The following is a 14597-nucleotide window of genomic DNA, read 5'->3' as shown; positions in this document are numbered from 1 at the left end:
TAGATTAACTATTGGTTCGCTAAAAGCTGGCTGTACCCTTAGGAGAGATTTTTATCTATGCCTTTTGCTGCTGTAACGATACAATCTGTTAAACATAAATACCCTAAACAAGGATTGTAAAGGTATGAAAGCAAGTCAGCCGTCACGCTGGGTAATCTGTTCAGTACTTTTATGCTGTCATTTTTCAATGGGGGCGTATGCATCAGAAACGACAGAGAGCTCGATTGATAAGTCGCCTATGCAACTGTCTATTTTTAGCCAGAAATTAAGTTTTTTCCTTCCCGATGACTGGAAACTAGCCTATACACAACGAGAAGATGGGATGTTCTCTGCTGAGTTTTTACCTCAAGTTGAAGGCCTAAATAATTGGTCTTCAATGGTATGCATTCAAGGTTTCGAGGGGATGGCAGTTAATATTAAACCGGATGATTTCCTTGATACCATGGTTGCTACCTATCGAGATAACTGCAGTGGTGAGGTGATATATGAACGCGTTGATAATGAATTTATTAATGGTCATCAAACTGCTAGTGCCATCATTGGTTGTACCCGAATGCCAAACACCCATCTAAATGGACTTGAAATAGATTTTTATAAAGAGCCTCAACGCCTAAGTGAGGTTGGTTATTATACTGCTATTAGCGGAGAGAAGGATTTGTATCTTATCCATAAGTCGTTGCGAGGTAATGAATTTAATACCATCAGCACTCTGGTTGAAAAGAAAAACTATCGTGAGTTTATGTCTGCGGTCAGCCCGTTTAATTTAAATTAAAACATCAGTGGCCTGATACTGTGTTTTGACCTAAATGGATGGCACTTAAATCTTCACCTAGAATCGACATGCCTTTGCTAAAAATGGCTTTGATACTTGGTTTTCTAATGAGTATCACAGAGTAAGACTAAAGACTTAGTGGGTGAATTCTATCTAGCTCCGACAGGTAATAGTCGTAAGTTCACTCATTGCAATCTAAGCTAGAACAAATCTGCTCTTTGATTAGTTAGACATTTAACCGTATAGACGTCTATAATGCGCGCACAAAGCGGTAACCTCAACATACCGCAGCGTAACAACGATAAAAAATAACTAACTAGTCAACTTTATTGGTGCCTCTAGTTTCAACATTAATTGTTGGCTGAGGATAATCGGGAAGTCAGTTAAATTCTGACACTGCCCCCGCAACGGTGAATGGTGAGGCACAAGCGCTTTAAAGTTTGTTGTCGCATATTGATGACTTCATCAATATAGAACCTAAGTCCGGAGACCGGCCCGTAAAGTGATTTCGATGATTTCGGCGGGCAGATCTCGAAGTGCGGCAACTGGTAAATGTAGCGAAGGAACTATGCGCTATTTGATTTACAATGCCGTGACGCATTTGCCCCGTTTTCCTTTAGGAGTCAAGGGTAAATGGGTACTAAACCATCTAAAATTGCGTTGCTTATCAGCGGCGTATTCAGCTTAACTGCATTGCCAACAGTGGCGGCAGAATCCAATCAAGACGTGACTATTGATGAAACTATTACCGTAACCGGTACCCGTTTCGATAGAAGCACTGAAAAACAGCTTACCGTTATTAATACTATTGAACGCAGCGAGATTGAACGCTTGAATCCTAAGTCGGTTGCAGACGTGTTAGAAAGACTGCCAGGCGTTAGTGTTGTGCGAAATGGCGGTGCAGGGCAAAGTGCTTCAATTAGCTTGCGCGGCACAAATTCAAGCCATGTATTGGTCATTGTTGATGGCGTAAAGGTAGGTTCGGCGACATTGGGTAACTTTAGTTTTAACACCTTGTCCCCTGAAAGCATCGAGCGTATTGAAGTGTTGAAAGGTCCTAGAGCGTCTGTATGGGGCAGTGATGCCATTGGCGGTGTGGTTCAAATCTTTACTCGTCAGCTGAAGAGTGATGAATGGTATGTTGGTGCTGAATATGGCTCTAATGACTACATTCGAGGCTCTGCGGGAGTCGGTATTGAGCATGGTGAAGGCAGTAGCACCTTGACTGTAAACCGCGAACAATCAGACGGCTATGATATTTATCAGGGTGCAGATTCAGAGAAGGATGATGATGGCTACAGTCGTACATCTTTATCTCTTAAGGGCTCGCAGCAATTGGCTCCGCAATGGCAAGCATTATGGAGTGGCCAATACGACCGAGGGAATACTCAGTACGACGATATCTACGCCAGTGGTAGCGCGGACGAATCTGACTATGCAAACTACATTTGGAACTTAGGTGCTCAATACCAAGGTGACAAACTTACAAGCAAATTCACTGTAAATCAGTCTAGAGATTATAACGAGAACTTTCGCGGCGATAATAACGATGTACCGCGCGCTGACTTTGAAACGATGCGTAAACAGGTTAGCTGGAACAATCAGTATTTGTTAGCTGATGGTTTAAACCTCAATGGTGGCTTAGATTGGTCAAACGAGGCTGTACTAGGGGATTATGCTCAAGACGAGAGAGACATTCTTGGCGCATATATTTTAGTTGGCAAGCAGTGGCAGCAGCTACTAGCCGAAGTAGCGGTTCGTTATGATGATGTTGAAAATATCGACAGTGAAACGACTTATAACGTCAGCTTAGCATATCAGTTTGATAAAAACTGGCGTTTATCTGCCACGACGGGTACAGCCTTTAAAGTACCTACTTTTAATGATCTGTACTGGCCTAATTCAGGTAATCCAGATCTGCTCTCTGAAACTTCTACAAGTTATGATGTGACACTAAATTATAGCCGTAACACAGTTAGTGCTTATATTAGCGTATTTAAAAATGATATTGATAACTTGATAGCTTGGGCGCCTACTGGCGAAGTTGATGACAATGGTTGGGATATCTGGAAGCCTGCTAATGTAAACAATGCAGAAATTTCAGGCGTTGAATTCTTTACTAAGTTTGAAATATTTGGATTTGATAATCAGTTAGCTTATACCTATTTAGAGCCGGAGGATAAGAAAACGGGTGAAATGCTAATTGGTCGTAGTGTTGAAGAGCTTAATTACAGTTTAAGTTATCAGTGGCATAACTTTGATTTGTTAGCTAACTACCACTACCAAGGAAAGCGTTACGCAGGTTATGGTTTATATCTTGAGGCATATCAACAGTTAGATTTAGGTATTGGATATCAAGTGGCTGATAATTGGCAGTTACGCTTAAAAGCTAACAATATATTTGATGAAGAGATCATCTCTGCAACCAACTATATTAGCCCTGGCCGGGAGTTGTTCTTTAGCGTCAGTTACAGCGCTTTGTAAAAACCGATAAGCCAAAGCGTTTAGTCAATAAAAGCCAGTCTCAATAAGACTGGCTTTTTTGTGCATGGTAATTACTAAAGAATGGACGCTGTAGAGATTTCAAATCTCAGATACAAAAAAACCTCGCTAGGCGAGGTTTAAGTTGTAAGCTTAAGGTCTTAGATTGCCTTAGCTTAATGTTTAAATGTTGCAACACCTAAACTAAATATTGGTGCCCGAACCCGGAATCGAACCAGGGACACGAGGATTTTCAATCCTCTGCTCTACCGACTGAGCTATTCGGGCAACGGGCGCTATTAAAAGGCTTTTACCGATTTGAGTCAACCAATTTCTGCTAAATATCATTATTTTTTAGTTGTGCGTTGAATAATTCAGCGTTTAGCTGCACAACTGAGCAATTTGTTTAGTAGAGAGAAGATTCTAACGACTGGACTACTATTTGTTATAAAGCTGTGAATATAATCGTGGTTTACACGGTCTAGTCTATATAATCCGCATAATTAAATTATCAGCAAGGATGATGCTAGTTGCATACTCAGACAGTTTGGAAAATTCAACGTTACCCTGTAATGCTTTTCGTAGCTATTGCGTTTCTGCTGCTGCTTTCATTGTTAGGACTGCATAGGTTGAATCTTGATGTCGATTTTAGTGATTACTTTTCTCCAGAGGATCCGCGCTTTATCGCTTTTAATAGCATGAGTGATAGCTTCGAACGTCATGACCAGCTGTGGTTATTACTTGAGAGCAAGCAAGATTGGCGTGACGGAGAGCTTAACCAGTCCTTGTTAGCGTTTGTCTCTCAAATTGATAAACAGCCAAATATCATCAGTGTGCAGGGCTATAATCAATTTGTGCAGGGCCATGCCCAATTAAACAAAATTCTGCCCTATAAGAAACATCCTCGCCTAGATTCTGTTTTGTCTAATGACGGCCATGCAATATTGCTCCAGTTTCAGTTAGACGAATCTAAAGCATCACAATTTAAAACGCGCAGCTTATGGCTTATCGATACTCTCGATGATATTAAGCTCCAATCGCAACAATTCTGGCAACCACTGAAGGTTAACAGCTACCTTAATGGCACCCATGCCTTGAACTGGCAATATGCCAAAGTATTACGCCATGATCTGACTTGGTTTGCTCCCTCTTTATTACTGGTCATTTTTGTTATGGCTGCACTATTTATTCGGCAAAAAGTGTGGGTTGCAGCGCTGTGTCTTAACAGCTTAATAGCACTTGTTTTGACGGTTGGCGTTGCAGCATGGTTGAAGCTCACTTTGGCTGCGATTAGCGCTTTTGTGCCGGTGATTATTGTGACGCTAGCACTTGCCTATGCATCGCACCTGTATTTTGGTTGGCGCAGGTCGGTGAATAATGGTTTGTCGAATGAACTTGCGCTAACTGAAACCGTTCGTGTTAATCAAGCACCACTTTTCTACTCAACCGTTACCACTATATTTGGTTTCTGTTTATTAACTTTTAGCCCATCGCCTCCAATTCAAAGCTTTGGATTGCTAGTGGCTTTTGCCGTGCTCTGTAACTATTTACTGAGCCTGACCACACTTATTTATTTTGCCAAATTCTCGGTTACAAAGCCTCATCCAATCCGTTTTTTTGCCACAGTAATAGGCTTAGCTAAATATAATGTAAAAAGGCCCAATGCGGTTATGTTAGGCATTGTTCTTATCAGTGTCGCTGCCACATTTAGTGTGTCGAAATTGACCTTAAATGACGACCCACTAAGTTACTTTAATGATGACAACCCTTTTACCGTTTCTAGCCAAAAAATGCGTCAGTATTTTGCCGGTATTAACTTGCAGCATTACGTAGTTGCTAGTGTCTCTGCTGAGCAAGTGGATAGGACTGAGCTGAGCTTTATTTATAAGTTTGCTCGGTTTTTAAAGGCTCAGGAAGAGGTCAATAAAGTGCAGCACTTAGGTGACTGGATTAGAAGTACCGGGATTGGGCAAAGTCAGTTTCATCAATTGCTGGCTGATAACTCAGTGACCGAGCTGCATTTACAGAGTGAACTGTCCGCAAACAAGAGTGCTGCTCTAGTAACGCTGTATTTAAAACCGATGACGGCGATGGAGTTGGTGGCATTCGAGAAGAAAGTTAATTATTGGCTGGAGCAGAATGCTTCGCAGGTTACCGTTAGCCCGCCGCTTGGTAGCAATTTATTGTTTGCTCACCTAAGCATTGATAACGCCAATAATATGCTGTCTTCATTTGGTGTGGCTTTGATTGCGTTAGCCGTTCTACTCAGTATTTTAAAGCGTTCGTTACTGTTTGGTTTTATGGGACTGTTACTTAACTTCCTACCTTTACTGTGGGTATTTGCGCTGTGGCAGCTTAACGGCGGCTTTATTAGCTTAGGCACGGCCGTTGTGCTCGGTATGATGTTGGGGGTGATTGTTGACGATACATTACACTTGATGTTGAAACTGCCGAGCGAACCTTCAAAAGACAGCATAGCGCTTATGTGGCAAGGCTTAAGTAAGGTACTACCGGTGATCAGCTTTACCACGCTGACGATAGCTCTTGGTTTTTCCATTGGCTTGTTGTCTGACTTTGCTCCTATAGCACAACTGAGTTTGTTGTCCTGTTTGGTCGTGCTTTTCGCCTGGGGCTTTGATGTGTTGATGTTACCAGTTCTTTACCAGCGTTGGGTGCTAAGGAGGTCAAATGCTTGAGCGAAATTTACCTCGATGTTTTCCATTGAGACGCAAACACTCAATTGGGTTGGCTGATCATGCAAATGGCCAACGAATCGAAAGTTGGTTGCAAGCGGCAACAGTCTCTCCAATCCGTTTTTCTGATCAACAGACTGACGCGATGGCAAGATTGCTGCCCTTATTATTGTGCGGTGAGCAATCGGCGCAGTTAGTATTTAACAGCGAGATAGCGCGCTTAGCAGGCTCTGAACATAAACGTATCATCAGCTGTTTACATGGAGTGGAAGCGGATGAATATCGACACGACTTAGCTTTGCAGCAAGTTGCAAATCAATTGACTGAACTGACAAGTTTTAGCCAAGTGCAACGAAAGGCCAAGCGTTTTTATACCAGCTTAGGGCGAGTCGAAAACTACAGCGAACACTTTGTCAGAATTGCCATCTTAGATACCTGTGTCACCCATATCATGCAGTCATTTGAGCATTGCCATTTAGGATCGGAGCATCCCTTTGCCCAGTTGTGCGGGCTAATAAAAAAAGATGAAGCTAAACATGTTTACATAAGCCGCAAACATGCAATGGCGCTTGGTGCGAGTGCCAAGCAATTTGCTGAGCAACATGAGCAAGTGGTGGGTAACTTGATGCAACTATTGCTGACTCAAGGGGGAGCATTTGAGTCTATGGGTGTGTGTTTAGACGGCGTAACAAGAAAGCTGGAGGCTAAATGGCGGTAAAATTTGCTAAACATTCGCTCTCATTGAAGGGGATTGATCACGCCCTACCTCACGACAATATTGATAATGAATATTTGTTAGAGAAGCTAAGGCAGCAGTGCGGTTTGTTGACCGCAAGAAAAGCCAAAGCGATTGCACGGCGAATGGGAATAGAGGGAAGGCATTTGTGTCGTGATCTTAATGTCGCAACAAGTAGACCTTCACCAACCAGTATAGAGTTGAGCGCCCAAGCTCTCAATGGTGCGCTGCTAGCTGCAGATGTTGAAATAAGCGAGCTCGACTATTTACTCTCTCATACCTGCACACCACATACTCAAGTTCCTCCCAATGCAGCCTGGGTAGCGGATAAATTGTCATACCATGGCCCTTATTTAGAGTTACGGCAAGCGTGTACGGGTTTTGCTAACGGGTTGCAGATAGCCTCTAGCTTTTGCGCTGTGAACCAACATCCCGTGGCTATTGTTGGCTGTGAGACAGGTTCTGTCTATTTTGATATGGATAATCAATTTATTGATACCGAGCAGCTGGTGAACTACGTGCAGATGGGAGATGGCGCAGCGGCGGTGGTGCTAGCACCTGCAGAGCAATTAGCAGGTTCGATTGGCACTATTTCTGATATCTATTTGGGCCATATAGGCGTGGGTAAAGAGGCTGGTTTCTACCTTGACTCAGGTTCGAACGATGTCTCTAATAAGCAGATGGCAAGGTTTCATCATAATACTCAGGCGGTAAGGAAGCAGGGCAGTCAATTATTTGAACTCGGTTTAGCGGCTTTGCAATCGCGAGGGCATCATCTTGATGACTTTCGTTTCATATTGCCACATCAAGCGAATGGCCATATTGATCGATTACTTGGTGAGGTGTTGTCTATTGAATCTAGCCGGATTATTAATGACGCAAAATCTTTAGGCAACTTAGGTTCGGCGGCGATATGGGTCAGTTTAGCTAAACTGATTAACTCTGGCGTGTTGAATGCTGGTGATAAGGTGATGATATTAGGTGCTGAAGCGACAAAATATCTATATGGCGGTTTTGTTTACCAACATTTGTAAATGTTTCGATAAAAAAATAAAGGCCTCAAAAGAGGCCTTTATTTATCATAATGAGTGACAACACAGCGTTAATAATTAGCGCTGAGCAACCAATTTGTTATCAGGGAAGTTAGCTTGCATCACCATAAGTGTATGCTCTTTAAGCTTATCTTGTCCTAGTTCACCATAAGCCTCAGACATAATCTCCAAGGCTCTTTCTGTTGATGGTGTACCTGGAAAACCTTCCATAACAAGCTGTGCTCGAATAGCCGCTGCACTCCAAGCATTCATTTTTATGTAGTATTCAGCTACCTTGATCGAGTAAAGTGCCAGTCTATTTTTTAAGTGTTGCATGCGTTTTTGAGCATCTGCTGCATACTTACTGTTTGGATAAGCCTTAACCAGTCTATCGAAATCTTTAAATGCATCTTGAGCCGCTTTAGGATCACGATCAGATCTATCGATGTTTAACATATCGTGGAAAAGGTAACGATCAGACTGCATATTGACTAGACCGCGCATATAGTAAACGTAATCTATGTCTTTATGTGTTGGGTTTAATCGAATGAAACGGTCGATGTTAGCAATACCAGAAGCTGGATCATCAAGCTTGTAGTAAGCAAATATTAAATCAAGTTGGACTTGTGTTTTATGTGGTCCAAACGGGAAACGGGAATCCAAAGCTTCTAAAGAACGAACTGCTTTGCTGTAATTTCCCAGCTCCATAGAGGTTCTTGCTTGAGAATAAAGCACTTCAGGCGAACTTTTGATCATTGCAGGGTCTTCGCCCTGTTTACTACTACAGGCCGTAACAGCAAGCGATATTAGGACTACAGCAACACTTTTAGCAATTTTATGCATACTTGAATTCGATTCTTTTAAAGTTATAGTTAAGAATTTTTCCATTTCACGATAAAATAGAAACAATCCGATTGTAACAGATAGTAAACATTTTTGGACCCCGAAACGTGGGTACGGTTCATATGACTCAAGAGATTAAACTAAAAAGCGAGATAACATCAATACAAACAGGGCAAAGATTAGACCAGACTTTGGCTGATTTGTTCCCTGATTACTCGCGAACACGCATTAAAGAGTGGATTCTGTCCGGTGCAGTTAGCATTGACGGTAATGTTTCAGACAAACCTAGAACCAAAGTTTTAGAAGGTCAGGAGATCATTGTCTTAGCAACACTGGAAGAAGAAACATCGGCAAAAGCTGAAGCTATCGATCTAGATATTGTTTATGAAGATGACCATATATTGGTTATCAATAAACAAGCTGGGCTCGTTGTGCATCCCGGTGCGGGTAACCAAGATGGCACCTTGATGAATGCATTACTGCATCATTGTCCAGGTATCGAATTGGTGCCTCGCGCAGGTATTGTCCATCGTTTAGATAAAGATACGACCGGTTTGATGGTTGTGGCAAAAACGGTAGAAGCACAGACGCACTTAGTCACAGCACTGCAAGCTCGTGAGATCACTCGTGAGTATGAAGCGATTGTTCAAGGCGGTATTATTGCGGGCGGCACTGTCGATGAACCTATCGATCGTCATCCAACTAAGCGTACCCATATGGCTGTTGTCCATAATGGTAAGCCTGCGATGACTCATTACCGCGTGGCTGAGAAGTTCCGAGCTCATACCCGTTTACGTCTTCGCCTAGAGTCTGGTCGTACACACCAAATTCGTGTGCATATGGCTTACATCGGTCATGTATTGGTTGGTGATCCTGTTTATGCTGGTCGCCCGCGTCCACCTAAAGGTGCCGCGCCTGACTTTTTTGAAACCTATATGGCGTTCAAACGTCAAGCATTACACGCGATACGTCTTGAGTTAGCGCATCCTTTCACTTGTGAAATTATGAGCTGGCAAGCACCTGTGCCTGACGACATGGTCAAACTGACAAAAGCACTGCGTCAAGATACCCTTGATAACCCCGCTGTTATTTAATGGTTGATGTTGTTGATGAGAAGTTAGCATGGTTTATTCCTAAGGGAGTAAACCTTGCTTTTTCGACTCGTCAAGGCGGGCATAGTTTACCGCCCTACAATAGCTTAAACCTCGGTGCGCATGTTGGTGACGATTTAGCTCATGTTAATCGCAATCGACACAACATTGAAAATCGATTAAACCTGCCAGTAAGTCCTGCTTGGCTTGAACAAACTCATAGTATAGAGGTTGTTAACGCCGATAATAGCCAAATCCATAATGCTGACGGTAGTTATTGCAATAGCCATAATCAGGTCTGTGTGGTGATGACTGCTGATTGTCTTCCGGTTTTATTGTGTGATCAACAAGGCACTGAAGTTGCTGCGGTTCATGCTGGGTGGCGTGGATTATGCGATGGGATTATAGAAGTTGCTGTCAGTAAGTTTAGTCATTCGCCAGAAGAGCTTATTGCTTACCTTGGTCCTGCAATTGGCCCCAGTGCTTTTGAAGTGGGTGAAGAGGTAAAGCAGCAGTTTATAAGCCATGATCTTGAAGCTGAAAATTGTTTCAGGCAAACATGTCTGCAAGAAGGCAGTGATAAGTATATGGCTGATATTCATGCCCTAGCAAAGATCCGACTGCGCAAACTTGGTGTGAATAAGGTCTATGCCGATAAACGCTGCACCGTGACTGACTCTGAATCATTTTTCTCTTACCGCCGTGATGGTATCACCGGCAGAATGGCCTCATTTATTTGGCTCAGTGCACAACCCCTTACTTGAAATTGTTCAAATAGCCCCCATATTTTAGTTATCACATGCTTTACGGTCTTGTAGAGCAAATCTATTATTTTCTGTTTGTATCAAGCCAAATGTAGTGCTCAAAGAGTATTGAATTCTGGGTGACGATTTGTGGCACTGATACAAACCTAACTGAGTTACCGGAGGAATGATGCGATTAGATCGTATGACCAATAAATTCCAAATTGCTATCTCGGATGCTCAATCATTGGCATTGGGTCGAGATCATCAATTTATCGAGCCCGTACATTTGATGATGGCATTGCTTAATCAAGATGGCGGTTCAATTCACCCATTATTGACCCAATCTGGAATTCAAGTCAGTAGCTTGCGTTCTTTATTAAGTAAAGAGTTAGAGCTGTTGCCTCAGGTTGAAGGCACTGGCGGAGATGTTCAGCTGTCTCAAGCATTAATACGCCTTCTCAATGTGTGCGATAAACTTGCACAAAAGCGTAAAGACAAGTTTATCTCTAGTGAACTATTTGTCCTCGCCGCATTGGATGGCAATGATGTATTGGCCAAAGCTTTGAAAAAGTCAGGTGCAGATAAAGCCCTGCTGGAAAATACAATTGATCAGATCCGAAATGGTCAGAATGTCGATGACCCTAATGCGGAAGATCAACGCCAAGCATTGAAAAAATTCACGGTTGATCTGACAGAACGTGCCGAGCAGGGAAAGTTAGACCCTGTGATTGGTCGGGATGATGAAATTCGTCGCACCATTCAAGTTTTGCAGCGTCGTAGTAAAAACAACCCGGTACTGATTGGTGAACCCGGCGTGGGAAAAACCGCTATCGTCGAAGGCTTAGCACAGCGGATTATTAATAATGAAGTGCCTGAAGGGATAAAAAACAAGCGAGTCTTATCTTTGGATATGGGCGCGTTAGTTGCAGGTGCTAAATACCGTGGTGAGTTTGAAGAGCGTTTAAAAGCGGTACTAAATGAGCTGTCTCAGGAAGAGGGCCAAGTTATCCTCTTTATTGATGAGTTGCACACTATGGTTGGTGCCGGTAAAGGCGACGGTGCCATGGATGCGGGCAATATGCTTAAACCTGCATTGGCCCGTGGTGACTTACATTGTGTTGGTGCGACGACTTTAGATGAATATCGTCAGTATATTGAAAAGGATGCTGCACTTGAGCGACGTTTCCAAAAGGTGCTGGTGGATGAGCCCAATGTTGAAGATACCATTGCTATTCTGCGTGGGCTAAAAGAGCGCTATGAGCTGCATCATCATGTGGAGATCACTGACCCCGCTATTGTCGCGGCTGCAAGTATGTCTAATCGCTATATATCAGATCGTAAACTACCTGATAAAGCCATTGATTTGATCGATGAAGCCGCTTCCAGTATCAGAATACAGATAGACTCTAAGCCCGAATCTCTCGATAAGCTTGAACGCCGTGCAATTCAGTTAAAACTTGAAGAGCAAGCGGTAAGCAAAGAGGAAGATGAAGCAAGCCTGCGTCGCTTAGATGTGCTGCGCTCTGAATTAAAAGAGGTTGAAGCGAAAGCCGGTGAGCTTAACGAGATCTGGCACACTGAAAAAGCTGCACTTGCAGGTACTCAGCACATAAAGGCAGATCTTGAACAAGCGAGAATGGATCTTGAGGTTGCAAGGCGAGCGGGTGATTTAACACGCATGTCTGAATTGCAATATGGTCGCATTCCTGAACTTGAAAAACAGCTAGATTTAGCTGCGCAAGCTGAAATGCAGGATATGACGTTGCTTCGCAACAAGGTCACCGATATTGAAATAGCAGAAGTGTTGTCCAAAGCGACCGGGATCCCTGTATCTAAAATGCTTGAAGGCGAGCGTGAGAAATTACTGCAGATGGAAGATGCTTTGCATGAGCGTGTCATCGGTCAAAACGAAGCTGTCGATTCGGTATCAAATGCAATTCGTCGTAGCCGTGCGGGGCTGGCTGATCCTAATCGTCCAATAGGCTCTTTTCTATTTTTAGGGCCTACAGGGGTTGGTAAAACAGAGTTGTGTAAGTCACTGGCAAAATTTCTGTTCGATACAGAATCAGCCTTAGTCAGAATAGATATGTCTGAGTTTATGGAAAAGCATTCTGTTTCGCGTTTAGTTGGTGCTCCTCCAGGCTACGTTGGCTATGAAGAAGGCGGCTATCTAACGGAAGCTGTAAGACGTAAACCTTATTCAGTGATTTTGCTTGATGAAGTAGAGAAAGCGCATCCCGACGTTTTCAATATCTTACTGCAAGTACTCGATGACGGTCGCTTGACTGATGGCCAAGGTCGCACTGTCGATTTTCGTAATACAGTTGTAATCATGACGTCGAACCTTGGCTCTGATGCGATTCAAGCTGGCTTTGGTTCTCAAAACTACGATGAAATGAAGTCGAATGTAATGCAAGTTGTTACTCAGCATTTTAGACCTGAGTTTTTAAATCGTGTTGATGAGTCTGTTGTTTTCCATCCATTAAATAAGGAAAACATTGCTCATATTGCATCGATTCAAATTGATGGACTTAAGCAAAGGCTAGCCGAGAAAGACTACGAGTTAGTCATTAGTGATGACGCCTTAGCGATTATCGCTGACGCGGGTTACGACCCTATATATGGTGCGAGACCACTAAAGCGGGCATTGCAGCAGGAAGTTGAAAACCCACTGGCACAAAAAATACTAAGTGGACAACTACAACCGGGCAAAACGATTCATATCTCGGTATTAGACAATCAACTGACTTTTACCCAGTAATTGTGTTGTGAATGAGTTATTCATCAAATGGCATCTCTGTGAAGGGGATGCCATTTTTGCTTTCTTGTCTCCTTAGCTGGAAAGGTCCGGATCTGTAACTTAACGATTTGTTTGTATTCTCAAATTTATCGTCAATACTCAATGATATTGATAACTGCAATGCATTAGTTAATTTTCAATGTGTTGGTTATAGGGTTTTCTTACAGGGAGGCGTGAATATGAAGTTCCATTTAGCAATAATCGTTTTAACTTCAGTCGTTACAGTGGGCTGTGCCAATGATGATCAACGCGGGCTTGCATCTGCCCCTTATATTGGTGAAGGTAATCAGGAGTTTGAGAGTCTTTATCACTATGGTTACTATCGGGGTTGTAAGAATGCTTATGTAACCAAGCAACAACAAACAGAGTTATACGGCTCAGTAGTCAAAGATACTGCACTTGATGGTTTAGATAAATTTGACGATGGTTGGGAGGCGGGATTGAAAGCCTGCGAAGATGGTGTTGCACGTTCGATGTATAACCTAACTGCTAACAAATAGTGATGGCACAGAGACAGACTCAGATTTAGTCTGTCTCAATTACCTTCTCAGGCAGAAGTTACACTACTTAGAGCAAAATAAAGAGACCCGCTGTTTTTGTTCTTTTATCGCACCTTGTCTTTGTTCTTCTGTCATAGCGACACTTTCACCAGACTCTTTACTCTGTTTATTCAACTTTGAATGGCTAGTTAGTACATTGAGGCTGTGTTTTGCATTATCACAGATCATTTTTGCTTGAGCTTTATCAGATTTATTTATTGCTGCAGCGGACTTTTCTAACTCAGTGGCCTCATTTTTAACTTTGATTGTTGCTTGAGGGGACACCGAACCTATTTTTGCTGGTTTTATGTCTTCACTATAAATCTTTTTAACTTGATTATGCTCTGGTGGCTCTTGGCTGTAATGGGTAACGCCATGCTCATCAACCCAAGTATAGATTTCAGTCGCGTATATGTCGGTACTATATAAGCTAATAAACAATGCAAAAATCGACAGAACGACTAGAACGGAGTGAACGAAGATATTTTGATTATGTTTTTGGAGAACAGCGACAGTAACTGGAGCTAATAACATGCTTCACCTTCTATTGTTGTATTTATAAGTGAGTGACTTAGTGTTGTTTCAATTATCTTGAGTATTATTGCCATGCTAGCTCGATCATTAGATTAATAGCAAATGAAGACCCTTACCATGACATAGAGGCAGTCTTTGGTTTTAGTCAGTGAAGTACTCGCTCAAATGTAATCAGTTAAGGTGAACCATCAATTCCTGCACTAAGAGGAATGGGATTTGTTTGAAAACCATGCATTGTGAGCGTGGTTTGTTCAGTTAGGGGGTTAAATTGGATTTTATTATACTTTTCTTTAATTCTCCCTTGCGCTCCTCTACGATTTCCCTATAATGC

The 14597-nt window shown here is 42.5% G+C and carries 11 protein-coding genes, 1 tRNA gene and 1 riboswitch; of the genes, 9 read left to right on the top strand and 3 right to left on the bottom strand.

The annotated features are described in order from the left end of the window. The first annotated feature begins 124 nt into the window (after positions 1–124). On the top strand, positions 125–772 hold the full coding sequence (locus tag AB4135_RS15930; protein ID WP_371994401.1) for a hypothetical protein: 648 nt from the start codon (positions 125–127) through the stop codon (positions 770–772). A gap of 313 nt (positions 773–1085) precedes the next feature. Beyond that, a riboswitch (cobalamin riboswitch) is annotated at positions 1086–1286 on the top strand. Positions 1287–1405: 119 nt separating this feature from the next. Beyond that, positions 1406–3256: a TonB-dependent receptor domain-containing protein gene (locus AB4135_RS15925; RefSeq protein WP_371994399.1), complete on the top strand. Its 1851-nt coding sequence runs from the start codon at positions 1406–1408 to the stop codon at positions 3254–3256. A gap of 209 nt (positions 3257–3465) precedes the next feature. Here AB4135_RS15925 and AB4135_RS15920 read toward each other — a convergent pair. Continuing rightward, a tRNA-Phe gene (locus AB4135_RS15920) sits at positions 3466–3541 on the bottom strand. Positions 3542–3783: 242 nt separating this feature from the next. On the opposite strand from AB4135_RS15920, the gene AB4135_RS15915 reads away from it, so the two are divergent. From AB4135_RS15915 to AB4135_RS15905, 3 genes are read left to right on the top strand one after another with little or no spacing between them, the layout of a single operon-like run. Next, complete coding sequence (locus tag AB4135_RS15915; protein ID WP_371994397.1) at positions 3784–5949, top strand: RND family transporter; 2166 nt, start codon at positions 3784–3786, stop codon at positions 5947–5949. Continuing rightward, a complete protein-coding gene (locus tag AB4135_RS15910; RefSeq protein WP_371994396.1) occupies positions 5942–6664 on the top strand; it encodes a hypothetical protein in 723 nt (240 codons plus the stop codon). The genes AB4135_RS15915 and AB4135_RS15910 overlap by 8 nt, the downstream gene beginning before the upstream one ends. After that, positions 6655–7716: a 3-oxoacyl-ACP synthase III family protein gene (locus tag AB4135_RS15905; RefSeq protein ID WP_371994394.1), complete on the top strand. Its 1062-nt coding sequence runs from the start codon at positions 6655–6657 to the stop codon at positions 7714–7716. Before AB4135_RS15910 ends, AB4135_RS15905 begins: the two co-directional genes overlap by 10 nt. A 75-nt stretch (positions 7717–7791) precedes the next feature. Here the strand turns inward: AB4135_RS15905 and AB4135_RS15900 are convergent, their stop codons facing one another. Then, positions 7792–8556 carry an outer membrane protein assembly factor BamD gene (locus tag AB4135_RS15900; RefSeq protein ID WP_371994392.1) on the bottom strand — a complete coding sequence of 255 codons (765 nt, stop codon included), beginning with the start codon at positions 8554–8556 and terminating at the stop codon, positions 7792–7794. 122 nt (positions 8557–8678) lie between these two features. Between AB4135_RS15900 and rluD the strand changes: the two genes are divergently transcribed. From rluD to AB4135_RS15880, 4 genes are all read left to right on the top strand, one after another. After that, positions 8679–9650 (top strand): 23S rRNA pseudouridine(1911/1915/1917) synthase RluD, encoded by a 972-nt coding sequence (gene rluD, locus AB4135_RS15895; RefSeq protein ID WP_371994390.1) that lies wholly within the window; start codon positions 8679–8681, stop codon positions 9648–9650. Continuing rightward, positions 9650–10411: a peptidoglycan editing factor PgeF gene (gene pgeF / locus AB4135_RS15890; protein ID WP_371994388.1), complete on the top strand. Its 762-nt coding sequence runs from the start codon at positions 9650–9652 to the stop codon at positions 10409–10411. Before rluD ends, pgeF begins: the two co-directional genes overlap by 1 nt. A gap of 169 nt (positions 10412–10580) precedes the next feature. After that, positions 10581–13154 carry an ATP-dependent chaperone ClpB gene (gene clpB / locus AB4135_RS15885; protein WP_371994386.1) on the top strand — a complete coding sequence of 858 codons (2574 nt, stop codon included), beginning with the start codon at positions 10581–10583 and terminating at the stop codon, positions 13152–13154. 218 nt (positions 13155–13372) lie between these two features. After that, entirely contained in the window at positions 13373–13693 is a 321-nt protein-coding gene (locus AB4135_RS15880) for a hypothetical protein (protein WP_371994384.1), read from the top strand. A 63-nt stretch (positions 13694–13756) separates the two neighbouring features. On the opposite strand, the gene AB4135_RS15875 is transcribed toward AB4135_RS15880, so the two are convergent. Next, entirely contained in the window at positions 13757–14266 is a 510-nt protein-coding gene (locus AB4135_RS15875) for a DUF4124 domain-containing protein (protein ID WP_371994382.1), read from the bottom strand. Between the last annotated feature and the right edge of the window lie 331 nt (positions 14267–14597).

This window comes from Shewanella sp. 10N.286.54.B9 (genome assembly GCF_041468565.1).
Lineage (GTDB): Bacteria > Pseudomonadota > Gammaproteobacteria > Enterobacterales > Shewanellaceae > Shewanella.
The sequence above is the reverse complement of the archived record's forward strand: the minus strand, read 5'-3'. Positions and strand labels throughout refer to the sequence as shown.

Coding starts and splice junctions, on each gene's coding strand:
- AB4135_RS15930 (WP_371994401.1), top strand. CDS start 125: ATGAAAGCAAGTCAGCCGTCACGCTGGGTAATCTGTTCAGTACTTTTA.
- AB4135_RS15925 (WP_371994399.1), top strand. CDS start 1,406: ATGGGTACTAAACCATCTAAAATTGCGTTGCTTATCAGCGGCGTATTC.
- AB4135_RS15910 (WP_371994396.1), top strand. CDS start 5,942: ATGCTTGAGCGAAATTTACCTCGATGTTTTCCATTGAGACGCAAACAC.
- AB4135_RS15905 (WP_371994394.1), top strand. CDS start 6,655: ATGGCGGTAAAATTTGCTAAACATTCGCTCTCATTGAAGGGGATTGAT.
- AB4135_RS15900 (WP_371994392.1), bottom strand. CDS start 8,556: ATGCATAAAATTGCTAAAAGTGTTGCTGTAGTCCTAATATCGCTTGCT.
- rluD (WP_371994390.1), top strand. CDS start 8,679: ATGACTCAAGAGATTAAACTAAAAAGCGAGATAACATCAATACAAACA.
- pgeF (WP_371994388.1), top strand. CDS start 9,650: ATGGTTGATGTTGTTGATGAGAAGTTAGCATGGTTTATTCCTAAGGGA.
- clpB (WP_371994386.1), top strand. CDS start 10,581: ATGCGATTAGATCGTATGACCAATAAATTCCAAATTGCTATCTCGGAT.
- AB4135_RS15880 (WP_371994384.1), top strand. CDS start 13,373: ATGAAGTTCCATTTAGCAATAATCGTTTTAACTTCAGTCGTTACAGTG.
- AB4135_RS15875 (WP_371994382.1), bottom strand. CDS start 14,266: ATGTTATTAGCTCCAGTTACTGTCGCTGTTCTCCAAAAACATAATCAA.